At 28.7% G+C, this 23,141-nt stretch carries 18 protein-coding genes; 8 read left to right on the top strand and 10 right to left on the bottom strand.

The window, feature by feature from the left end:
• Window positions 1-534: 534 nt before the first annotated feature.
• Entirely contained in the window at window positions 535-2,271 is a 1,737-nt protein-coding gene (argS, locus tag BTURN675_RS02215; protein ID WP_046288916.1) for an arginine--tRNA ligase, read from the bottom strand.
• Window positions 2,272-2,531: 260 nt separating this feature from the next.
• Here argS and aspS point away from each other — a divergent pair, with 260 nt between their 5' ends.
• The 3 genes from aspS to mepM all read left to right on the top strand — a co-directional run bounded on the left by aspS (window position 2,532) and on the right by mepM (window position 6,794).
• Window positions 2,532-4,274, top strand: a complete 1,743-nt coding sequence (gene aspS / locus BTURN675_RS02210) for an aspartate--tRNA ligase (protein WP_046288915.1) — start codon at window positions 2,532-2,534, stop codon at window positions 4,272-4,274.
• 290 nt (window positions 4,275-4,564) lie between these two features.
• Complete coding sequence (locus BTURN675_RS02205) at window positions 4,565-5,326, top strand: YebC/PmpR family DNA-binding transcriptional regulator (RefSeq protein WP_046288914.1); 762 nt, start codon at window positions 4,565-4,567, stop codon at window positions 5,324-5,326.
• A 100-nt stretch (window positions 5,327-5,426) separates the two neighbouring features.
• Window positions 5,427-6,794 (top strand): murein DD-endopeptidase MepM, encoded by a 1,368-nt coding sequence (gene mepM / locus BTURN675_RS02200; RefSeq protein ID WP_046288913.1) that lies wholly within the window; start codon window positions 5,427-5,429, stop codon window positions 6,792-6,794.
• A 379-nt stretch (window positions 6,795-7,173) separates the two neighbouring features.
• Here the strand turns inward: mepM and pyk are convergent, their stop codons facing one another.
• Window positions 7,174-8,634 (bottom strand): pyruvate kinase, encoded by a 1,461-nt coding sequence (gene pyk / locus BTURN675_RS02195; RefSeq protein WP_046288912.1) that lies wholly within the window; start codon window positions 8,632-8,634, stop codon window positions 7,174-7,176.
• 463 nt (window positions 8,635-9,097) lie between these two features.
• Between pyk and zwf the strand changes: the two genes are divergently transcribed.
• The 3 genes from zwf (at window position 9,098) to cspE (ending at window position 12,526) form a co-directional block, all read left to right on the top strand.
• Window positions 9,098-10,591: a glucose-6-phosphate dehydrogenase gene (zwf, locus tag BTURN675_RS02190; protein WP_046288911.1), complete on the top strand. Its 1,494-nt coding sequence runs from the start codon at window positions 9,098-9,100 to the stop codon at window positions 10,589-10,591.
• A gap of 259 nt (window positions 10,592-10,850) precedes the next feature.
• Window positions 10,851-11,780: a protease HtpX gene (gene htpX, locus BTURN675_RS02185; RefSeq protein ID WP_046288910.1), complete on the top strand. Its 930-nt coding sequence runs from the start codon at window positions 10,851-10,853 to the stop codon at window positions 11,778-11,780.
• 536 nt (window positions 11,781-12,316) lie between these two features.
• The gene (gene cspE, locus BTURN675_RS02180) at window positions 12,317-12,526 is read left to right on the top strand and encodes a transcription antiterminator/RNA stability regulator CspE (protein WP_046288909.1); all 210 of its coding nucleotides are present in this window, start codon (window positions 12,317-12,319) and stop codon (window positions 12,524-12,526) included.
• A 200-nt stretch (window positions 12,527-12,726) separates the two neighbouring features.
• Here the strand turns inward: cspE and BTURN675_RS02175 are convergent, their stop codons facing one another.
• The 3 genes from BTURN675_RS02175 to manX form a co-directional block, all read right to left on the bottom strand.
• Window positions 12,727-13,578 carry a PTS mannose transporter subunit IID gene (locus tag BTURN675_RS02175; RefSeq protein WP_046288908.1) on the bottom strand — a complete coding sequence of 284 codons (852 nt, stop codon included), beginning with the start codon at window positions 13,576-13,578 and terminating at the stop codon, window positions 12,727-12,729.
• A gap of 33 nt (window positions 13,579-13,611) precedes the next feature.
• The gene (locus tag BTURN675_RS02170; protein WP_046288907.1) at window positions 13,612-14,424 is read right to left on the bottom strand and encodes a PTS mannose/fructose/sorbose transporter subunit IIC; all 813 of its coding nucleotides are present in this window, start codon (window positions 14,422-14,424) and stop codon (window positions 13,612-13,614) included.
• Between the two features lie 208 nt (window positions 14,425-14,632).
• On the bottom strand, window positions 14,633-15,589 hold the full coding sequence (manX, locus tag BTURN675_RS02165; RefSeq protein ID WP_046288906.1) for a PTS mannose transporter subunit IIAB: 957 nt from the start codon (window positions 15,587-15,589) through the stop codon (window positions 14,633-14,635).
• Between the two features lie 341 nt (window positions 15,590-15,930).
• On the opposite strand from manX, the gene BTURN675_RS02160 reads away from it, so the two are divergent.
• Entirely contained in the window at window positions 15,931-17,493 is a 1,563-nt protein-coding gene (locus BTURN675_RS02160) for a TerC family protein (protein ID WP_046288905.1), read from the top strand.
• A 129-nt stretch (window positions 17,494-17,622) separates the two neighbouring features.
• Here the strand turns inward: BTURN675_RS02160 and pabB are convergent, their stop codons facing one another.
• The gene (gene pabB / locus BTURN675_RS02155) at window positions 17,623-19,017 is read right to left on the bottom strand and encodes an aminodeoxychorismate synthase component I (protein ID WP_046288904.1); all 1,395 of its coding nucleotides are present in this window, start codon (window positions 19,015-19,017) and stop codon (window positions 17,623-17,625) included.
• Window positions 19,018-19,496: 479 nt separating this feature from the next.
• On the opposite strand from pabB, the gene tsaB reads away from it, so the two are divergent.
• Window positions 19,497-20,177 (top strand): tRNA (adenosine(37)-N6)-threonylcarbamoyltransferase complex dimerization subunit type 1 TsaB, encoded by a 681-nt coding sequence (tsaB, locus tag BTURN675_RS02150; protein WP_082086684.1) that lies wholly within the window; start codon window positions 19,497-19,499, stop codon window positions 20,175-20,177.
• 138 nt (window positions 20,178-20,315) lie between these two features.
• Here the strand turns inward: tsaB and minE are convergent, their stop codons facing one another.
• The 4 genes from minE to dsbB form a co-directional block, all read right to left on the bottom strand.
• Entirely contained in the window at window positions 20,316-20,579 is a 264-nt protein-coding gene (gene minE / locus BTURN675_RS03225) for a cell division topological specificity factor MinE (RefSeq protein WP_071840778.1), read from the bottom strand.
• A 4-nt stretch (window positions 20,580-20,583) separates the two neighbouring features.
• Window positions 20,584-21,399, bottom strand: a complete 816-nt coding sequence (minD, locus tag BTURN675_RS02145) for a septum site-determining protein MinD (RefSeq protein ID WP_046288903.1) — start codon at window positions 21,397-21,399, stop codon at window positions 20,584-20,586.
• A 43-nt stretch (window positions 21,400-21,442) separates the two neighbouring features.
• Window positions 21,443-22,147: a septum site-determining protein MinC gene (gene minC / locus BTURN675_RS02140; RefSeq protein WP_046288902.1), complete on the bottom strand. Its 705-nt coding sequence runs from the start codon at window positions 22,145-22,147 to the stop codon at window positions 21,443-21,445.
• A gap of 220 nt (window positions 22,148-22,367) precedes the next feature.
• Entirely contained in the window at window positions 22,368-22,901 is a 534-nt protein-coding gene (dsbB, locus tag BTURN675_RS02135) for a disulfide bond formation protein DsbB (RefSeq protein WP_046288901.1), read from the bottom strand.
• Between the last annotated feature and the right edge of the window lie 240 nt (window positions 22,902-23,141).

Raw genomic sequence — 23,141 nt, 5'->3', positions numbered from 1 at the left:
TATTTATTCAATTATTTTTTATTGTGTTAAGTCAATTTATTATTAATGTTGTAGGTAACAAGAATATTGTTTGTTTTGTTATTTTGTGCAAAATCTGTCATTTTATTGTGATAGGTGTTTGAAATATATTATGTGGTTATTTAGATTCTAAAAAAATTTTAAAGATATTTTTATTGATTTTTTTGATTTGTTGTTTTTTCAAAATGACAATTATATATTTATGTATTGTCATTTGATGAATTATTGAGTAGTCATTGTATTATATGATTTCATAAATATGTATTTGTGTATGATGTTAAAAATTGAAAATTTTATTTATTAATATAGTTAATGTTTGTTTATCTTTTAGTTATTATATTTGTTATGTTATGACTCATTATTATAATTAGTAGTGAGGGTTGTTAATAATGTTACGTTGTTATTTGTAATAAGATATATTTTTGTATTTAAGTTATGAAGTATATTGTTTTCATGACATTATAGTGAGTAGTGGTTAACTGTTTAATAAATATTAATGTGTATAATTTGACATTGTTACATATATTTTGTGGTTGATATGCCTAATAAATTTAGGCCCTGTTTTAGAGTACGTTGTGTTAATAATAATAATTGTAATCGGCTATGTGTTGTTAGTGTATTTTTTGTTTGAAGTATGGAACAATTTTCATAAAATGATGAGAATAGTAAAGCTATTCTGTAGAGGTAGTTGCATAGAATGTGTGGAGTACCGTGATTAGCTACAACTAAAATTGTTTCTTCGAATTGTAATAAACAAACCGCTAGTAAAGTTTCTTCTTTTGTATTGAGTTCGATATTACTCTTTATTTTTTTAATATCAAGCTTTGATTGGTTAAAAATTGAAATAATTCGAGTATATGCATACTGTATATATGGAGCTGTGTTTCCTTCAAAGTTTAATATTTTATTCCAGTCAAAAACATAATGTGTAGTACGATGTTTGGACAGATCTGCATATTTTATGGCGCCAATACTAATTATATTAGCTAATTTTTGTAGTGCTTGTGGTGGTATGTTAGGGTTTTTTTTAATTATTAAATTTTTTGCACGTTGAAAAGCCTCATGTAACAAATCTTCTATTTTTAGCGTTTTTCCTGATCTGCTTTTGAATGGTTGTCCATGCTGATTTAAAATCATACCGAACATATGATGTTCTAATGATACTGTTTTAGGTATGTAATTTGCTTTTCTGGCGATTGTCCATACTTGAACGAGATGTTGATGTTGACGAGAATCGACATAGTAAATTATTTTATGTGCTTTTAATATTTCAAATCGATATTTTATGCAGGCAATATCAGTGGTAGTGTATAAGTATCCTCCATCTTTTTTTTGAATAATGACTCCCATTGGTTGTCCATGCCTATTGTTAAATTCATCAAGAAAGACCACTATTGCACCATTATGTTCTATGGCTAATTTTTTATATTTTAGGTCTTCTACAATGTAAGGAAGCATATTATTATATAAGCTTTCTCCCATAATGTCAGTTGGTTTTAATGTAACATTAAGCTGATTATAAATTTTTTGGTTATGCTTCATGGAAGCATTCACTAATTTTAGCCAAATGTTTCGACAGAAATGATCACCATTTTGCAATTTTACAACATATTGCCTTGATTCTTCAGCGAATTCAGGATCTGTATCGTATTTTTTTTTTGCTTGTTGATAATAATATTCTATTTTATTGAGTAGAATATTTTCATTGAATGTATTTGTAAGTTGTAATTTGTTTAAGTATGCTAGTATCATTCCAAATTGTGTTCCCCAATCTCCTATATGATTAGCTCGAATTATTTTATGTCCTAAAAAAGATAATGTACGCACGGATACATCACCAATAATGGTTGATCGTAAATGTCCGACGTGCATTTCCTTAGCTACATTTGGTGCTGAATAATCAATTACAATAGTTTTTGGTTTAATAGGTGAAATACCTAAGCGAGGTGACACAAGAGTGTTTTGCACTTGTGTTGCTACCCATGTTGGTTCTAGAAAGATATTAATAAATTCTTTTTCTGCAATTTCTATTTTTTTAATAATATTGTCTGATTGCAGTATATTTGCTATTTTTTTTGCAAGTGTTTTAGAAGAAACATTAAGCATTTTTGCAATTGATATAATTCCATTAATTTGATAATCACCAAATTGTATTTTACTAGATTGTTGTACGTTAGCTTGATATATGTTGGGGATTCCTGATTTTTTAAATGCGATGTTAATTTTTTTTAATAATATTTTTCGAAGATTCATAAGAGTGTTAGTATAATAATAAGATGTTGATGTTATATTGTTCACTGATGAATTATACAGTATTAAAAGTATGTGTTATAGTTTTATTGGATGATATATAAATAGTTTTGTAAGTTTTTGAATGTTTTTGGAATAGTTTTTCAAATATGTACAAATATGTGTATTAATTGCACATTTGTATTAGATATATTTTATCAATATTGTTTATTATAATTTTTAAAATTATGCAAATAATATGAAAAATATTGAGGGGTTTTTGTATGCGTACTGTGTATTGTGAAGATTTAAATATATCTAATATTGGATTACAAGTAATATTGTGTGGATGGGTTAATCGGTATCGAATTTTTTCTGATTTTATTTTTATTGATATTCGGGATAGATCTGGAAATATACAAGTTTGTTTTGATGTTAATCATGATAATGTTGTTTTTTCATCGGCACGATATTTAAGGAATGAATTTTGTGTGCAAATAACTGGTATAGTACGTGCGCGTCCTATGCATCATATTAATCGTAATATGAAAACTGGAGAGATTGAAGTTTTAGCAAGTAATTTAAAGATTATTAGTACTTCTGAGCCATTACCGTTGGATTTAACTAAGGATAATAATTCTGAGGAACAACGTTTAAAATATCGTTATTTGGATTTACGTCGGCCGATTATGTTTCAACGTTTAAAAATGCGGTCACATGTTATTTCTTTTGTGCATCATTTTATGGAAAAACATGGTTTTTTGAATATTGAAACCCCTATGTTAACTCGCAGTATTCCAGAAGGAGCACGTGATTACCTTGTTTATAGTAGATTGCATTCAGGAAAGTTTTATGCTTTGCCTCAATCCCCTCAATTATTTAAGCAATTATTAATGATATCTGGTTTTGACCGGTATTATCAAATTATTAAATGCTTTCGTGATGAAGATATGCGTTCTGATAGACAGCCAGAATTTACTCAAATAGATCTGGAAACTTCATTTATGTCAGCTAAAAGGGTACGTGAGTTTGTTGAATCTTTAATTTATGCTCTTTGGTATGAGTTTTTAGGCGTGGAATTAACACGGTTTCCTCAATTAACTTACAGAGAGGTTATGGACAAGTTTGCTTCAGATCGTCCAGATTTAAGAAATCCAATAGAAATGAGCTATATTGATATTTCAGCAGAACAGATAATATCTAATGATTATTTTGATTCGGATGTGGATAAAAGTATATCTTTAAAAGTTATGATTATGTTTGTGCCATCTGGGGCACGGTTGTCATGTCATGAACTTAACCGGTATGTTAATGATTTTCAGAGTTTTGGAGGTGGAAATTTAACATGGGTAAAAATTCATGGTTTTGGTTGTAATAGAAATATAGAAGGTTCTGCAGTTCGTTTTTTTACGTGTGCAATTCTTGAAAGTATTTTGCTTAAAACGTGTATATCAGAACACGATATTTTATTTTTATCATGTTCACATCATCAATTTTCAAGTAAAGCATTGAATTTTTTACGAGTAAAATTAGGTAATGATTTACAATTAATTAAGAATGGTAGTTGGTCACCATTATGGGTAATTGATTTTCCGATGTTTAAGAAGGATGAAGAAGGTGATATTATGTCTATGCATCATGTATTTACTGCACCAAAAAGTACTGATATACAAATTTTATTAGAATATCCATTATCAGTATTAGCGGATTCTTTTGATATCGTGATTAATGGTTGTGAACTTGGTAGTGGGTCAGTACGTATTCATTCGTATAAAATACAAAAAATTATATTTGAAATTTTAGGTTTTACTGAAGAGTTTCAGAATGATAAGTTTGGTTTTTTGTTAGATGCTTTAAAATATGGTGCTCCAGTGCATGCTGGAATTGCTTGTGGTCTTGATCGTTTAGTGATGCTATTAAGTGGTACAGATAATATTCGTGATGTGATTGCATTTCCTAAAACAACAAATGCTGTTGATTTAATGACAAAAGCACCTAGTGTTCTTGATTGTGATTCTGATTTTTGATTTTTATCATTTAACATCAGTATTGTTTTATTTAGTATTATAATTTACTGATAATTTTTAAGTGTTTTTATTTTTTGTGATGTTTTAAGTTGTGTTGTAGATAAAATATTTTTGAAGAACCAAAGTGGTGGTTATCGTTAAAATTTATTGATTTCTTGTATAATATTATGTGCTGTATTGTTTATTATATTGATAAATATTAACGGATAGATAAAGTATGTATAGTTTTTTGTTGTTTAATTTATGGTTACGTATTTTGTGAATTTTTAGATTGTAATTAATGAGGGTATATGGCTGGTCATAGTAAATGGAAAAATACAAAACGTCGTAAAGCTGTTCAAGATGCTAAAAAAGAGAAAATTTTTAGTAAGTTAATACGTGAAGTACGAACTGCAACAAAAGTCGGTGGTAAGGATGTTCTTTATAATTCGCGTTTACGCATGGTTTTGCAAAAGGCTTCATCTAATAATGTTTCAAAACATATTTTAAATCGTGCTATTTTTCGTGGTTCGAAAGAATTGGCTAACGAGAAGATTGTACAGAATGTTATTTATGAAGGATATGGTCCAGGTGGTACTGCTATTTTGTTGCAATGTATAACTGATAATAGTAGGCGTATTGTTTCTGAGATACGTTATGCATTGTCTAAATATGGTGGTAATTTAGGTATTCATGGGTCTGTGGCATATTTATTTAGTAAAAAAGGGATAATATCTTGTGTGTCTAATTTTTCTGAGGATATTATTATAGATGCAGCATTAAAGGTTGGAGCTTATGATGTTAGTGTGCATTCAGGTGATATGGTTAAGATATATATTAATTCAGAATTATTACAAGCAATGGAAATTGAGTTGCGATCTTGTGATATACAAATTTGTGAGTTTCAACTTGTGATGATTCCGTATGTATATATTGATTTAAATGCAGATAATTCTTTGAAATGTTTTAAATTGATTCATATGTTAAAAAAAATTTATGGTGTATGTGATATTTATCATAATGCTAAATTTTTAAAAAACGACATGTTGTATCATATAGATAATGATATTTAGTGTGTATGTATGAATTGTGTGGCTATTAAGAATATTTTTATTCAATAAAAATAGTTGATTTTTTATGTTTTAAGAAAGATTATTATAAGGATAAAAATTAGTGTATTGCGTATTTCTTTTTGTTATTTTGGCATTGAATTATTTTCATCGATTACAGTCTATTATATCAGAAATATTTGTTTTGATTACTTTGATTATTGCTGTTTTATATTCACCTAATTATTATTCTTTTGATTGCAATTTTTTTACCCGTTTTTTTTCGATAAAAGATTATTTATTACATCAGTGTTTACATCAAACTCAAAACATACAATTTTCTGAAAATTTTTTTCAAGATGATTTTTATTTAAGGAATTATTTTTTGTATCAAAAAAATGAAATTAAAGCCACAGTATATATATATAATGTTTCTACATTTTTTAAAACATTTTTTCAAATGTTGTCTGATACTAAAGTGGTTGATATTCGTGAGATACATATATTATTTAATCAATATCCCATATTAAAAAATTTAAAATTTGGTCAAAGTGTTGTTTTAGCGATTGTTAAAGGCCATGGTTTACAGTCTGTATTATGGAGAGTTTCATCTACAGAAATTCGTATTTATAATCGTGTGTTGTCTACTGATAATTTTATAGAAAATATTATTATAACATGTCGTGAATATGATCGATGTCGTCATATAATGATTATTGGTCAATTGAATGATAATTTCATCAATAGTGTTCGCTCTTTAGGATTAGATAGTCGAAATATTCAAACGATAATACATGCTTTAGAGTGGCAGGTGAATTTTCAAAAATTACATAGGGGAGACAAATTTTCGATATTAACTGTTTGTTCAAGATCTTTAGATCGTAAAAATTTTGAAGATTCTGCTGACAAATTATTTGTGGTTGCTGTGCGATTACATAGTTTTGGTAAAGATTATTATGCTTTTCGTGCAGATAATGGTAGATTTTATAATCGGGATGCTATTAGTATGGCAGGAAACTTTATACGGTTTCCTACTCTAAAACAATTTCGAATTTCTTCTAATTTTAATTTGAATCGTTTAAATCCTATTACTGGTCGTATTTCTCCTCATTTTGGTGTGGATTTTGCTGTGCCAATTGGTACCCCTGTTTTATCTGTTGGGGATGGTGAAGTAATTGTTAGTAAATATGGACGTATATCAGGTAATTATATTGTGATTCGTCATAGTAATTGTTGTGTTACACGTTACTTGCATTTAAATCGTTTATTAGTTAAAGTCGGTCAAGTAGTTAAAAAAGGGGATAATATTGCTTTATCAGGTAATACAGGACGTTCCACCGGTCCTCATTTACATTTTGAAGTATGGGTTAATCGTAAACCAGTTAATCCTTTAACTGCTACTTTTTTAAATATTGAAAGATTGAGTGGTTGTGATCGTGTGAATTATATGCATCAAGTAGGTATAATTTTGCCATATTTACATTTTAATTAATGTATGTAGTATTTATCTACAATTTAAAGATTGTATATTAGATACCATGTTTTGTTATGTGGATTTTGTATAGAATATATTGTTGATTTTTTTTAAATGAATTAGTTATATAAAAATTGTTTTTTATCATGTGTGGAAATTTTCATATGAAGAATGTATATGTTTATTTAATAATTTGAAATGTGTTTATAATAGTTGTGTATTGATATTGGATTATTTGTAATATTTTATATTTAAATTAATGTAATGATAAAATAATTGAAAAATTAATAAATATTTATTAATTAATTATTCTTTTTTAATATCTTTTTTTTAAAGATAATGCTATTTTGCGATCTGAATAAAGGTAATATTATATTGTAAATTGTGTAGATAAGTGTTATTTGATTTGTATAATGCGTATTGTATTTGTATTAGTATTATTGGTGTTGATATATTCTAGTGTTTCATTATTTACAATAATTACAAAATCTCCCGATAGTAGGTATCCATTTTCTGACAATTGACTAATTATAGTATTAATTGTAGAGGTTTTTTTTTTCTGGTTTTTTAAAAGAAGTGGTATAACTCCTCGATATATAGCTATTGTGTTTAATGTATGTGTATCATGGGATGCGGTAAAAATTGGTAACTTTGAGTTAATTCTGGACATTCTTAGTGTTATTTTTTCTGTTTCTGTTATGTCAATTACAGCACTAATTTTATGTGTGTGATTGGCGGTGTACATTACTGTAACTGAAATTGCTTCTTCAATATTTTGGAATTTTGTTTTTAGTTGGTTATTAGAAATATTAATACTGGAAATTTTTTCAGCACCTAAACAAATATTCCCCATGGCAGTAACGGTTTCTGATGGATATTGTCCTGTGGCAGTTTCTGCTGACAACATAACAGCATCAGTACCATCGAGCACAGCATTAGCTACGTCCATGATTTCTGCTCGAGTAGGAATGGATCGTTCTATCATTGATTCCATCATTTGAGTAGCAGTGATAACTGCTCGATTGAGTATATGTGCTCTGTTTATTATTTTTTTTTGAATTCTTGGTAGTTCTGACTCGCCAATTTCTATTGCCAGATCTCCTCTGGCTACCATAACAACATCTGAAGCACGGATAATATCATCTATTATTGTGTCTGATGTTACAGCTTCAGCACGTTCTATTTTAGACACTATTTTAGCTTGGCTGCCAGCGTTTATAGCTAATTGTCGAGCATAGTTAATATCATTGCTAGTACGTGGAAATGAAATAGCTAAATAATCTACTCCAATTTTTGCGGCAGTGATAATATCATATTTATCTTTGTCCGTTAATGTTGCAGTGGATAGACCTCCACCTAATTTATTAATTCCTTTATTATTTGATAATATTCCTCCTGTAAGTACTTGTGTGTATATTTGCATATTTTTAATGTGTAATACTTGTAGTTGGATACGGCCATCATCTAGGAGTAAAATATCTTTAGGTTTAAGATCATTTGCTAGTGTTTTATAATCAATACCTACTTGTTTATGATCTCCTTCTCCAGTTTTTACATTTGAGTCAAGTAAAAATGTATCGCCTGCAGTGAGGTATACTTTGTTATTTTTAAATGTGGATATTCGGATTTTTGGACCTTGTAAATCGGCTAGGATTGCTATATGTTTATTGTATTTTTTAGATATTTCTCTAACTTGTTTAGCGCGTGAGAAGTGATCATTATCTTTGCCGTGAGAAAAATTTAATCGTACTGCATTTGCACCAGCGATCAAAATTTTTTCAAGATTGTTATTGTAATCAGTTGAAGGGCCTAATGTAGCAATGATTTTAGTTCGTCTTAATATTTTTTTTCTAGACATAGTAATCTCTGTTAGTTGAATTAACAATGAAATTTTGGTAAAATATGATGGATGAATGGTATTTTTTACTTTGTTTTATATATGTTAAATACTATATTTTTATACTTGGTATAAGTTACTTACGCCCAAAATATTATACTGTGTATAAACTAATAATAATATGATTAAATAATTATTTATTATGACTTCATTTTAATATATTTACAAATTAATATATTTACAAATGATGCTGATTATATTTCAGAGATTTTTATCAAGTAATAAAGATAATGTATAATTGTTAATTATATTATTTTATAATACAAGATAGTTCTCTAAGATGTATGATTATTGGGGGATGTTTTATTGTTAAAATTATTTCATGTATACTGTTAATATATGTGTAAGTGTGTGTTTATAATTTTATATCTTCTATAGTATTCATAGATTATTAGTTTTTATTATGGTTTTTGTAAGGTAAGTTATTGTGGTGATTTCTGTAACACAATCTTGTAATTTGGTTATTTTTGGTGCTAAAGGTGATTTAGTTCGTAGAAAGTTGTTGCCCTCATTGTATCAACTTGAAAAGATGAATGCTATTCATCCAAATACTTGTATTATTGGAGTAGGTCGTGCAATGTGGGATTCTTTATTTTATAGAAATCGGGTTATTCGAGTAGCATTAGAAGAATTTATGTTGGAACCGATTAATGAAAGTGTATGGAAAATTTTTAGTGCCCGTTTTCAATTTTGTAATCTTGATGTTAAAAATATCAGTGCTTTTGATAGTTTATTACGAAATATTCATTGTGTTGAGACGTGTGTAATTATTTATTATTTTGCTGTTCCTCCTGATCTTTTTGGTGCTATTTGTCAAGGTTTAGGGATGTTTGGTTTAAATAAAAAGTCAAGTCGTATTGTTATGGAAAAACCTTTGGGTACTGGTTTAAATTCTGCGCGTTTAATTAATAGTCAAGTTGCGAAATATTTTGATGAAGATCAGATATATCGTATTGATCATTATTTGGGTAAAGAAACTGTTTTAAATTTATTAGCGTTGCGTTTTGCTAATTCTTTGTTTGCTTATAATTGGGATCATCGTATAATCGATCATGTTCAAATTACTGTAGCAGAAGAGGTTGGCATTGAAGGTCGATGGGGGTATTTTGATTCGATTGGGCAGATGAGAGATATGGTTCAAAGTCATTTATTACAAATTTTAACTATTATTGCTATGTCTCCTCCGTCTAATCTTACTGCTGATTGTATTCGTGATGAAAAAGTAAAGGTATTGCGTGATTTACGTGTCATAAATGATACTAATATATGTAATATAGTACGGGGACAATATGTTTCTGGTTATATGAGTAATAACAGAAAAGTTCCTGGTTATTTAGAAGAAAGTGGGGCAAATAAGCATAGTATTACTGAAACATTTGTTGCAATTCGAGTAGATATTGATAATTGGCGATGGGCTGGTGTTCCATTTTATTTACGTACAGGAAAAAGGTTGCCGACTAAGTCTTCTGAGGTTGTTGTTGTTTTTAAAAGACCTATTCATAATTTATTTTGTGATTCTTATCATACTTTACCAAATAATAGACTGATTATTCGTTTGCAGCCAAACGAGGGTATAGATATGAAAATTCTTAGCAGAATGCCAGGTTTAGGTCATAAGCATCAATTGCAAATTGCAGCGTTAGATTTAAAATTTATTGAAATGTTTAATCAAGAGTATTTATTTGATGCTTATGAGCGTTTACTATTAGAAGCTATGAATGGTATTCAAACATTATTTGTGAGACGTGATGAAGTGGAGTGTGCTTGGAAGTGGGTTGATTCTATTATACAATCTTGGTGTATTGTTAATAATCATTATACCCAATTGAAGTTTTATTCAGCTGGAACATGGGGTCCTGAGGCTTCTTCGGCGATGATAGCGCGTGATGGTCGTTGTTGGAATGAAAATAGTCGGTAGTGTATTGTCGATTTTGATTGATTGAAGCGAAAGAATGTTTATGTGTATTTTTGATATTTGTGAAATGTATTGATTTTATGAAATTTTGTAATATATTTGGTTGAATTTGTTTGAAATAGTTTTTTGTCGGTGTTGATTATTTTTATATTATTTTTATATTGTAAGTTTAATATTATGATAAGATCTTTGAAAGTTATATTCTGGATATCAATCTTACTAAGTGCAATTTTTTTATATATATATTTAGGAATGATGTTTTATGATACGTATAATTCTTTTTTTAGTTACTAATATAGCAGTTATGTTATTGTTTAGTATAGTGATGTTTTTTATGAATGTTCGATTTTTAAATTTGATTAATTTGTTAATTATATCAGGGATTGTTGGTTTTAGTGGATCGATAATTTCTTTATGTATGTCTAAGTATATTGCTTTGTTTGCTGTTCGTGGAAAAATTTTAAAACAAGATATGGCTGATGAAAAAGAAATGTGGTTATTGCGTATTGTATGTGCACAGTCAAAGAAGTTGGGAATTGTGATTCCCCAAGTGGTTGTTTATGAGTCTCTTGCCATGAATGCTTTTGCTACTGGTCCTAGAAGAAATTCAGCATTGGTGGCTGTAAGTACTGGTTTATTAAAGAACATGCACAATAATGAAATTGAATCAGTGGTGGCACATGAAATGACTCATATTTATAATGGAGACATGGTAACGTTAACATTACTACAAGGTGTGATGAATACTTTTGTTGTCTTTGTATCCAGGGTTTTAGCTCAGTGTATTGCGTATTGTATGTCATTGGGTGATGGGGCATCAGAAGATAATAATGATGAGGAAAATTTATTTCAGGAAAATTCTTCTATTTATTTATTTATTTCCATAATATTAGAATCAGTATTTGGTATATTAGCTAGTATAGTTACACTGTGGTTTTCTCGTCATCGTGAATTTTATGCTGATGCTGGTGCCGCTAAGTTAGTAGGTACTTATAATATGATAGCTGCTTTGAAAAGATTAAAATTAAGTTATGAACCAAAAGAATCTAATATTGTAATGTCTTTATGTATTCATGGTAAAAAAAATAGAAATATGTTTAGTGAGTTATTTATGTCTCATCCTTCGATAGATGCTCGGATAGAAGCATTACGTGATGAAGTGTATTTTAATAAAGAAAGGTTATTTTTTTGATTTACTTAGATAAGTTTGATGTTTTTTTGATTATGATATTTGTATTTTTCGTTATTTAAAGATGAAATTATTGTGAAAAGACAGTTGTTGCTATTTTTTTAAATTGTTGTATGTTGTTGTATTTTATAAACTAAGTATGTTTTTCAACAATTAACTAATAAATATATTTGATTGTTATATTTTATAGTTTTAAAGATTAAAACTTTAAAAATATTAGAAAAAATATGAATTTCTATATTGAGAATTATCTTTTTTTGTGTTATATGTGTCTTTGTGATAAGTGTTTCTTAATTTTTTAAAAAACTTATAACAATTTCAAAATTGTAATTATTAAATAATAGTAGTAATCAAAAATGTAATTTTAGGTAAACCGAGGTATGATTCAGTATGATGCACGTGGAACATTTAGTAAAAAAATAATATATTGTGTTGTGAAATAATGTTATTATCTTATTTGAATATTTTAGAAACGTGATAGTCCACGGTTTGTCTTCTGTATTGTTTTGATACAATTAAAACGCTTCAAAGGAAATAAGATGGCAAAAATTAAAGGTCAAGTTAAGTGGTTTAATGAGTCTAAGGGTTTTGGTTTTATTACTCCTGCAGATGGCAGTAAAGATGTGTTTGTGCATTTTTCTGCTATTCAAGGCAATGGTTTTAAAACTTTATCTGAAGGACAGAGTGTGGAATTTGAAGTACAGGATGGTCAAAAAGGTCCATCAGCTGTTAATGTAGTAGCCTTATAAGTGAGAGAATATAATAATTAATATTGTTTAATTGTCTTTTGTTTCATTAGATGAAATGAAGGAAACAGTTAGTTAATGTTTTCATAGTATTTTTTACTGTAATTTTGTATTTATATCAACATAGGCAAGATAAAAACTGGCTATTATGTGCATGTAATAAATAGCCGGTTTTTATTTTTATAAAAAAAATCGATTGAAAGTTATAATCCGAAAATACCAATCCAGTAACCAAAAATACTAATTCCAAAAAAACCCATGATTATCCACAAAGCATTTATTTTTTTTCGTAATAACCACATACAGGTAAATGTTAATAATAAAGGTATAAATCCCGGCATTAATTGATCAAAAATAGATTGTAACGTGATAGTTGTAGCATTGCCTTGATTATCAATTGTTTCTGATAATACACAAGGAATATTAACGTGAGTCCATTTATTTACTAATGCTCCCATGATAAATAATCCTAAAATTGATGAACCTTCTGTAATTTTTTTTAAGACCCCGCTTTTTATATCATGAATAATACTAATTCCTTTATTGTACCCATAACTTATACCGTAATAACGAGTAATTAAACGAACACAATTAAATGGTATAAAAAAAATTAATGGTCCTAATATATTTCCAGTCATTGCAATTCCTGCACCTAAAGCAGCAAAAATTGGTCGTATTGTCCCCCAAAATATGGGGTCACCTACTCCAGCAAGTGGTCCCATTAGTCCAATTTTTAATCCATTAATTGCAGCATTGTCTATTTGTGAACCGTTAGCACGTTGTTCTTCCATAGCCATTGTGACGCCTAAAATTGGGGCAACTGCATAAGGATGGGTGTTAAAAAATTCTAGATGTCTTTTGATAGCGTCTTGCTTGTCTTTATTATTTTGGGGATATAAACGTTTAATAACTGGTATCATAGAAAAACAAAATCCCAATGCTTGCATACGTTCGAAATTCCAAGATCCCTGAAATAAATTTGATCGAATAAATACTGCTCTAATGTCATTAGTTGTTAATTTTTTTTCATTAGTTTTTTTAAGATCGTAGTTCATTATTAAAATCCTTCTATGTTATTTTATTATTGGTTAGTCTAGTTCATTGTCTATTGTATTTTTATTAACAGGATCATTTATGCTGTTTTTGAGAGCATATTTTTTTTGATTATGTTCTGGAGATAATTGAATATAAAGCATGGCCATAATTATCCCAATGGCTCCTAGTGCCACTAGATTAAAATTAGTGAACGCTGTAGTAACAAAACCTAAATAGAAAAATGGCATTAGATATCCTGTTCGCATCATATTAATAACCATAGCATAACCTACGACAACTATCATGCCTCCAGCGATGTTCAATCCGTTAGTAATAACTTCAGGAATTGAATTAAATATATGTTGTACTGTTTCTGTTCCTACAGAAATTCCAACAATAGTTGATGGAATAGCAATTCTCATAGCTTGTAACATTAATGCTGCAATATGAATCCAATTTACAAGATTTAAATTACATTTTTCGGCAGCATTATCAGCAGCATGTTGAAACGCTACAGTAATTGTGCGTACTATAATAGTTAAAACTTGTCCAGCTGCGGCTAAAGGAATTGCCAGTGCAATTCCAGCACCTATATTTTGTTTACCGGCAATTACTAAAATGGTAGAAATAATTGATGCTAAAGCAGCATCTGGTGCTACAGCTGCACCGATGTTCATCCATCCCAACGCAATCATTTCTAATGTACCTCCAATCATGACGCCAGTTATTGTATCTCCTAAAATTAATCCAATTAATGTGCATGCAATTAGTGGCCGGTGAGATTGAAATTCATCTAGTATTGAACCCATTCCTACGATACAAGAAACAATAAATAATAATATAAGTTGAATTGTATTAATTTCCATATGTGTTTACATCCTAAATGTGTGTTTATATCCTAATTTATTTATGATTGATATTAATGTTAACAATATTTATATTTTTAATAATTACAAACAATATATATTTATGATTATTGGTATATTTTTACTGTATATTTTTTTATTAAATTATTATTTGACAAAATTAATTATATTTGAATGTATTTAATAAATAAAATAATGATTGGTTTTTTTATTTTTTTAGTTTTTTAATTAAATCCATCATATTTAATGGTGTATCGGATGATATTTTTCGTATTTCCAATGTTACTCCATATTCATTAAGTTTTTTGAATGAATTAATATCTTCTTGATTGACTGATATGGCATTGTTAATTTGTATTTTTTCTTTTTGGTATGCCATTCCTCCAATATTAACAGAATGTATTTTTACTCCTCCTTCAATTAATCGTACAACATCTGTAGGATTAGTGAATAATAACATAACACGATCTTGTGCATATTTTGGATTATTATATACGCGTATGGCTTTTGATATACTGATAACATGTGCAGTAATTCCTGGTGGAGCAACTTGGGTAAGTAGTGTTTTTCTGATTGTATCATTAGCAACTTCATCATTAATTACAATAATGCGTTGAATTTTACTTGCTTTTGTCCATTGAGTTACTATTTGTCCATGAATTAATCTGTCATCAATTCTTGCTAATTCGATTGTCATATGTTGATTTATATTGTGATTGTATTTTACTTTTTCATCTGTACTTTCGACAGAAGTAACAGTATGAGTATTTTTATGATTGATATTTTTTATGCCAGCTTTTCCATTATTAATTGCTATTTGAACTAATTTTTTTAGTGATAAATGATCTTCTTGTGCCATAAATATTTCTGTTAACATAGGAATATTTACTCCAGTAACAATGTCGCAATTTTTTTTTCCAATAATTATTTGTTGAGCGGCATTGAATGGGCTGCCTCCCCAAAGATCTACTAGAAATAACAATCCAGATTGTGTTTTAAGTTTAAGAATGTGTGTGTTATATTTATTAATAAGTGTTTCTGTGTTTTCTCCAGGGAAAAAATCCGTACAGGCAACATTATCTTGTTTACCTAGAATCATTTCTGTTGTTTTAAGTAGTTGTTCGCTTGCTGAACCATGAGTGCCAATAATGATAGCAATATCCATTGGTGATTCCTTAGTTTTTATAAAAGGTTGTAATTATGTATATTATTACTGGAAGTGTTGTTTAGAATTAATTTTGTTATGCCAATTTGTATCTATTATATATGGTTTTTAGATGTCTGTATGATTTTTTTTGATACAATAATTTTAATATTTAATGACTATACCATACAGCAATTTTTAATTTATAAAATATGAGATTATAAATATTAAATTTGTATTACGTTATATGTATTTTTATTGTTTTTGTAAATGTGATTTTTGAAATATATGTCATTTTGATATATTTTTTAGTGAAAAATAAATTATAAAATGATACATGTATTTTATGTATGGAGCTTATTATGGAGTTTTTAATAGATCCTACGGTGTGGGTGGGATTGTTTACATTAGTAATATTAGAAATTGTTCTTGGTATTGATAATTTAGTTTTTATTATAATATTATCTAATAAATTACCTGAAAAGCAGCGTGATCATGCGCGTGTTCTTGGATTAATATTAGCATTAATTTTTCGTCTTACTTTATTATCTTTGATGTTTTGGATGGTGACATTAACTCGGCCATTATTTTCTTTTGGTTCATTCTGTTTTTCTGGTCGTGATTTGATTTTATTGTTTGGTGGTACTTTTCTTTTATTTAAAGCAACAATTGAATTACATGAAAGAGTAGAAAATCGTTCAGTAAATGGTAATGCTACTTTGGGACATAATAAATTTTGGGTGGTTGTAACACAAATTGTTATTTTTGATGCTATTTTTTCTCTTGATGCAATTATAACAGCTGTGGGCATGGTAAATCATTTATTTATTATGATGCTTGCTGTTATTATTGCTATAACTATTATGTTATTAACGTTTCGTTCATTAAGTAATTTTGTAAATTCACATCAAACTGTAGTGGTATTATGTTTGAGTTTTTTGTTAATGATTGGATTAAGTTTGATCAGTGAGGGTATTGGTTTTCATATTCCTCAGGGATATTTGTATACTGCTATTGGTTTTTCTATTTTAATTGAATTTTTTAATCAAATTGCTCACGCTAATTTTGTTAAAAATCAGCAATCAATGCAGTCTATGCGTGAGCGTGCTGCTTCTGCAATTATTCGATTAATGGGGGGGCATGTTGCGAACCATGTTTTTCAAAATGAAAATTTATCTTCTGATAAATCATATAATACGGTACATTTTGCTGAAGAGGAACGGCATATGATTACTGGTGTGTTATCTTTATCTTCACGAACTTTACGTAGTATTATGACTCCCAGAAATGAGATTTCTTGGTTGGATTGTAAAAGACCAGTAGAGGAATTATATTCTAAGTTAATGGATACTCCTCATAACATGTTTCCTGTGTGTAATGGTGAGTTAGATCAATTGATTGGTGTTGTTCGCGCCAAGGATTTAATGGCGGCTATAGCCAATGGTGATCAGGTGGGTGTTTATGCATCAGGAAATTCTGCAATTGTAGTGCCAGAAACATTGGATGTATTAAATTTACTCGGAGAATTGCGTCGCGCGAAAGGTAGTATGGTAATGGTTTCTAATGAGTTTGGAGTTATTCAAGGTTTGGTAACTCCTTTAGATGTTTTAGAAGCCATAGCAGGTGAGTTTCCTGATGAAGATGAAACTCCAGAAATTGAAATTGTTGAAGAAGGTTGGAGAGCAAAAGGAAGTACAGATCTTCATTCTTTACAACAAGCTTTACATACTCAAGATTTAGTATCTGGATGTGATAATATTGTATCTTTAGCAGGTTTATTATTATCTCAATGTGAATATATTCCTATAGAAGGAGATGTTATAATGATTAATAATTGGAAATTTACTATTCAGAAGATGTCAAAATATCGAATTGAATTAGTTATTATTAAACATTTATCATCTAATTATTTAAATGAGCAGTAGTAAATAAGTGGAAACTTGTAGTTGAAAATTATTGTGTATTATGGTGCTTAATAGTTGGTTGTGTATATTAATATTTGTGTGAGGCGTATTGTAATAATTATATTGATAAATGTTATTGAATATAATTGTTTAGTTAGATGTGTTAATTTTATTTGTAGAAAATATTATTGGAGTATTTAACAATGGTAACAATGTGGATACTTTAGTGATCATTTCTTGATATTCTGTTTTTTCCTGGCTATCGAATGTTATTCCGCTACCTACTGAACAGAAAAGTGTATTGTTTTCAGCTAACAGTGTGCGTATAGCAATATTAGTATCCATATTCCCACAACAGCTTATATAGCCTATACTTCCAGACCAAGCATTTCGTCTATGTGGTTCTAGTTCTTCAATAATTTTCATGGCTGTTATTTTAGGTGCACCAGTAATTGATCCTCCAGGAAAGCAAGCACGTAACAGGTCATACGCAGAATGAATGCTATTGAGTTGTCCCGTAATTGTGCTTACCATATGATGAACACTTGGAAATGTTTGGATTTCAAATAGTTTTTGGACTTGAATACTACCGGGTATTGCCACTCGCCCAATATCATTGCGCAGTAAATCAACAATCATAAGATTTTCTGCTTTATTTTTGTTTGAATTAGCCAAATATTTTTTATATTGATCATCTATTTTATGATTTTGTGATCTAGATATTGTGCCTTTGATTGGTTGGGTTTTAATATTTGAGTTTTGTAAACATAAAAATCTTTCGGGCGATAAACTAAGTATAACTTGATCAGGCAATCGAATAAATGCTGAGAATGGTGCATAATTATGTCTTAATAAATGTTCGAAAGCAATCCATTCATTTCCGATGTATGGTGCAGAGAAACGTTGTGAAAGGCATATTTGATAGCAGTTACCTTCTTTTAAATGTTTATGTATTATATGAAATTTTTTACTATATTCATTTCGAGTGATATTACTTATCCATGGACCTTTAAGTGTAAATGAATCTTTGTAAAATGAATGAATCAAATTATTAAGCCAAATTATTAGTTCATTGGGTTCATCGTGACTAATTAATTGTAATGTATGATATTTGTGATCTGCAATAATTGCCCAACGATATAGTCCGATTGCCATATCTGGAAGATTGATATCTTTCTTTGCTATTTTTGGTAGATTTTCAATGTTTCGTATTAGGTCGTATCCAAATATTCCTACATATCCTCCTTGGAATGGTAATTGTGGGTTTGTAGTAGATTGCATATTAGAGAGTTCAATTTCTTTTTTTAACAAAAAAAATGGGTCATTATTACTTTTTTTATAGTAATTTTTATTTTTATTATGAATTATAGTGATTCCTTGCGTTGTTGTTAATGTTGTATTTGGAGAGGCTACTAAGATATCAAATCTAGCATCTTTATGTTTACTGTATCCAGAATGGAGTAACATAGCCCAAGGTTTATTGGACAATGGAATAAAAAAGTCTAATATAGCATTTTTGTGATATGGGAATTGTCTAAAAAACATTGTATTAAATATGTTGATAAATAAATTGTATAATTTTTTGTAGAGCAATGTATTTAGTTTAAATGTGATTATTAAATAATACTATAAATTTTTATTACAGTAGTCAATATTTTATTGTGAAGAATCGTATTGAGTACATATATTTATTATAATAATTTATTTATTATAATAATTATAAACTATAATAGATATAGTATCATAATAAATGTATTATAATAAATATTAGTATATAAGAAATTGATATTAAAGATAAGTTTTTAAAGGTGATAGCATTAAAAATAAATTATTTTATGATTTTTTAATAATTTTTTAATGTTTTTTATTGTTTTAACGATGAAGAATTAGTATTTTGTTTTTTAATATAATTTATTGAAATTGATTAAGTTGTATTTATTAGTATGTATTTAATGTATTTTTTATAAATTATATAGATTAATTATTATTTGATACATGTTAGTTAATTAAGTTGGTTTTTAAATATGTTGTCTCTTAAGATGTTAGCATTTAACACTTCTACAGCAATGTGTTCGGTAGCATTGTTAATTGATGGTATTATTACTGAGCGTTGTATATTAATACCGTATCAACATGAGAAAAATATTTTGTCAATGATAGATTGTTTATTGTTAGAGGCTGATTGTACATTACAATCACTTGATTGTTTGGTTGTTTGTCGGGGTCCTGGTAGTTTTGTAGGTGTTCGTATTGGAATAAGTTTAGCTCAAGGGTTAGCATTAGGAGCCAATTTGCCATTAATAGAAGTATCTAGTTTAGAGGTTTTAGCTCAAGGTATTTGGAGATTAATTCAAGCACCTCAAGTATTGGCGGTTATTGGCGCTGGATTAGGGGAATTATATTTAGCATGTTATCATCGTGATGAAATTGATGATTTGTGGTTAGGGAAAGATACTGAATCGATTGTTACGATTGAGGATATGTTAATATTAATTTCTAAGTTACGTGGAGAATGGGTTTTAGTTGGTCAAGGTTGGGAGTATCCAGTTTTGCTCTCTAAGAGCATATTGCAAATTAGTACAAGAAAAATACTATTTCCATTAGCAAAAGACATGTTATCAATTGCTGTAGAAAGTTGGAAGAATGGTGATATACTTTCTGTGGATCAAGTAGAACCGGTGTATTTTAGATCAAAGAGGTTATGATAACTGTTATTTTCTGCAATAGTGTCATTTGGCATATATAGGTCTTTAATGTTAACTAGAATGTTAGTATATTTTATATTGAGAGATTTTAAAATATTTATTAGGTATGTTGGATAACATCGTACTTCGTGATAAGTATTATTTTTTTTGTTCGTTTAAAATGATATTCAGTTCCAGTCTAGATGTGTTGTCATTTTTTTTTTCGAATTGCATTGAGATTGTTTTGGAGTTAATTTGTGTATATTTGCATACTACATTGAGTATATCGCGTTTTAGTTGAGGAAGATAGTTGGGGATTTGATTGTTTAATAATCGTTGTTTAGTAACGATAGTTTTTAATCGTTGTTTAGCGATGTTAGCGGGTGTTTTTTTGCGTATCATCAACAAGCTTATTAAATACATTGCATTATCTCCTAAAAAATCGTTTTAAGAATCCTTGTTTTTTTTCTTTAATAAATCTTAACGGTCTTTCTTTTCCTAAAAGGCGGTCTACCATATCTAAATATGCTTGTCCTGCATTTGATTTTGTGTCAAGGATAATTGGAGTCCCTTGGTTGGATGCTTTTAGTACTGCTTGGTCTTCTGGGATTACCCCTAATAAAGGAATTTTTAAAACATCAACTACATCTTCCATACTTAGCATATCTCCTTGATTAACCCGGGTTGGATCATAACGGGTAAGTAGCAGGTGTTCTTTAATTGTGTCTGTGTTGTTATTTTCAGCGCGCTGTGATTTAGAAGATAAAATACCCAGGATTCGATCTGAATCATGTACTGAAGAGATTTCTGGATTGGTAATGATAATTGCTTCATCAGCAAAATATAGCGCCATAAGTGCTCCTGTTTCAATGCCTGCTGGGGAGTCACATACTATAAATTCAAATTCCATTTGATTGAGTGTTTTAAGTACTTGTTTTATTCCAGCGTGTGTTAAAGCGTTCTTATCTCGTGTTTGTGAAGCTGGTAAGATATATAGTTTTTCGGTATGTTTATCTTTAATCAGTGCTTGGTTTAAATTAGCATCTCCATGTATAACATTTATGAAGTCATATACCACCCGTCTTTCACATCCCATAATTAAGTCGAGATTACGTAGACCAATATCAAAATCAATTACCGCTGTTTTTTTTCCCTTTCGGGCTAATCCAGTGGCAATAGCAGCACTTGATGTTGTTTTTCCTACTCCTCCTTTACCTGAGGTAATAACTATTATTCGTGTCATAAAAAAAATGCATTCCTGTTGTTGTTAAATGTTAGATGAATTATTATAAAGAATGAATAATTAATGTGTTATTTTGTAGGCTAACTCTAACTGATTTTCCCATAAATTTTTTTGGAATTTGATCACCTATCCAGTAATTTCCGTCAATAGATATGAGTTCGGGAAAAAATTGTGTACAGAAAATTTGACATGTTGTATTACCTGATGCGCCCGCCAATATTCGACCGCGCATTATACCATAAATATGAATATTTCCGTCTGCAATAATTTCGGCTCCAGCACTTACATCATTGATGATAATTAAATCTCTGTTACGTGCATAAATTTGTTGTCCGGATCGTATTGGGGTGTGTATTAGTTGTGTGTTGTTATTTGTGTTTTTTATTTGTTTTATTAGTTTTTTTTGAGAATTATATAATGAATGGTGTTGTGATAATATGTTTTCAGTTAGTATAGGTAATCCGCTTTTTATGATTATTTTTTTTAATTTGTTATCGTTACAAGAACATGCTCCTATTACATATAGTTTTGTTTCTAATATAGATTGATATAGTTTTTCCCAATTATTTTTATGGGTAAGATTAGCTACATTAATGACAACTGGTGTGTATTTTAGAAAATCACGTGTTTCTTGCATGTTTTTTTTTATTGTATTTTCTATATCATTGTGTGATGTTGCATTAATAATGTGAATTACTGGTAAATTAAAATTGCTTATTTGTAGATGTATTAAATTTTTGGCAATCATTTTTAGTGAAGATGTTATGTAATGTATATTATATATAATGAATATATTTTCGTATAAATGGTGTGAAGTATGTTTAAGTTATTTTTTTATGACATTGTTGTAATTCGTATAATTCTAGCAATGTTATTGTTTTTGTGATACCAATAAATGTTGATTTTTTGGAATCAAAATAATTTATTTAGGTATTGTTTATTATTATTGTTGTTATGTGATGTGTTTGTCATTTTAATTTATCTTTAGATAGTATATGTATAATATATAGTATCAACGGTATAGTGGGAATAATGAGATAAATAAAAAAAATAATAATCATCCATTGTGACATATCTAGTGTTAAAAAAAACCATTTGTTTTCCGTGCAGTCTCCATAAGCGTAGAAAATAGAAGGTATCCATGTATCTAGCGGTAACCATGTTGGAAATTGTACAAAAAGATCGCATGTGGTGAATGGAGAAGGGTGTAGATGTATATCGTTTTGTTTTTTTGCTAAGAATAACCCTTGCCAGGCGCTATATATCCAGGTTAATAGTCCAATTATTCTAAATATAGCATATGATGGTGTCATAATTATAAATAGTCCGGTTAGTATGATTCCGAACAATGCGCATCGTTGGTAGATGCAGAGAACGCAAGGTTTTAATAAAGTTATGTGTTGGATATACAGTGCAATTGATTCTAGTATTAATGCACTGGTCATTAATAATAACCAGACTTGTCGTTTTTTAAAAAAATAAAACACTATCGTATTTATCATATATGTGATTATGTATAACAATAATATTAGTATTTATAGTTTTATTAGTTAATGTATTTAATGATATTAATAATACATAATGATTGCTATAATGAACGTGTTAATACTGTTATTTGAATATTTTATCATATATTGTAATAATAGTTACATAGTTATATATTTGTGTATAATATTGATATTTTTTTATTGCGTATTTTATATTGTATTTCTATAAAATATGAAATAGAACATGTGTTATTA

Origin of the sequence: Blochmannia endosymbiont of Polyrhachis (Hedomyrma) turneri, assembly GCF_000973505.1 — a bacterium.
In the GTDB taxonomy this organism is placed as follows: domain Bacteria; phylum Pseudomonadota; class Gammaproteobacteria; order Enterobacterales; family Enterobacteriaceae; genus Blochmanniella.
The sequence above is the reverse complement of the archived record's forward strand: the minus strand, read 5'-3'. Positions and strand labels throughout refer to the sequence as shown.

What these genes read in the sequence shown, in the direction of transcription:
- manX (WP_046288906.1), bottom strand. Translation starts at nt 15,589, where the DNA reads ATGGATATTGCTATCATTATTGGCACTCATGGTTCAGCAAGCGAACAA.
- minC (WP_046288902.1), bottom strand. Translation starts at nt 22,147, where the DNA reads ATGATTGCCAAAAATTTAATACATCTACAAATAAGCAATTTTAATTTA.
- BTURN675_RS02175 (WP_046288908.1), bottom strand. Translation starts at nt 13,578, where the DNA reads ATGAACTACGATCTTAAAAAAACTAATGAAAAAAAATTAACAACTAAT.
- BTURN675_RS02170 (WP_046288907.1), bottom strand. Translation starts at nt 14,424, where the DNA reads ATGGAAATTAATACAATTCAACTTATATTATTATTTATTGTTTCTTGT.
- dsbB (WP_046288901.1), bottom strand. Translation starts at nt 22,901, where the DNA reads ATGATAAATACGATAGTGTTTTATTTTTTTAAAAAACGACAAGTCTGG.
- htpX (WP_046288910.1), top strand. Translation starts at nt 10,851, where the DNA reads ATGATACGTATAATTCTTTTTTTAGTTACTAATATAGCAGTTATGTTA.
- aspS (WP_046288915.1), top strand. Translation starts at nt 2,532, where the DNA reads ATGCGTACTGTGTATTGTGAAGATTTAAATATATCTAATATTGGATTA.
- pyk (WP_046288912.1), bottom strand. Translation starts at nt 8,634, where the DNA reads ATGTCTAGAAAAAAAATATTAAGACGAACTAAAATCATTGCTACATTA.
- cspE (WP_046288909.1), top strand. Translation starts at nt 12,317, where the DNA reads ATGGCAAAAATTAAAGGTCAAGTTAAGTGGTTTAATGAGTCTAAGGGT.
- minD (WP_046288903.1), bottom strand. Translation starts at nt 21,399, where the DNA reads ATGACACGAATAATAGTTATTACCTCAGGTAAAGGAGGAGTAGGAAAA.
- minE (WP_071840778.1), bottom strand. Translation starts at nt 20,579, where the DNA reads ATGTATTTAATAAGCTTGTTGATGATACGCAAAAAAACACCCGCTAAC.
- tsaB (WP_082086684.1), top strand. Translation starts at nt 19,497, where the DNA reads ATGTTGTCTCTTAAGATGTTAGCATTTAACACTTCTACAGCAATGTGT.
- pabB (WP_046288904.1), bottom strand. Translation starts at nt 19,017, where the DNA reads ATGTTTTTTAGACAATTCCCATATCACAAAAATGCTATATTAGACTTT.
- BTURN675_RS02160 (WP_046288905.1), top strand. Translation starts at nt 15,931, where the DNA reads ATGGAGTTTTTAATAGATCCTACGGTGTGGGTGGGATTGTTTACATTA.
- argS (WP_046288916.1), bottom strand. Translation starts at nt 2,271, where the DNA reads ATGAATCTTCGAAAAATATTATTAAAAAAAATTAACATCGCATTTAAA.
- BTURN675_RS02205 (WP_046288914.1), top strand. Translation starts at nt 4,565, where the DNA reads ATGGCTGGTCATAGTAAATGGAAAAATACAAAACGTCGTAAAGCTGTT.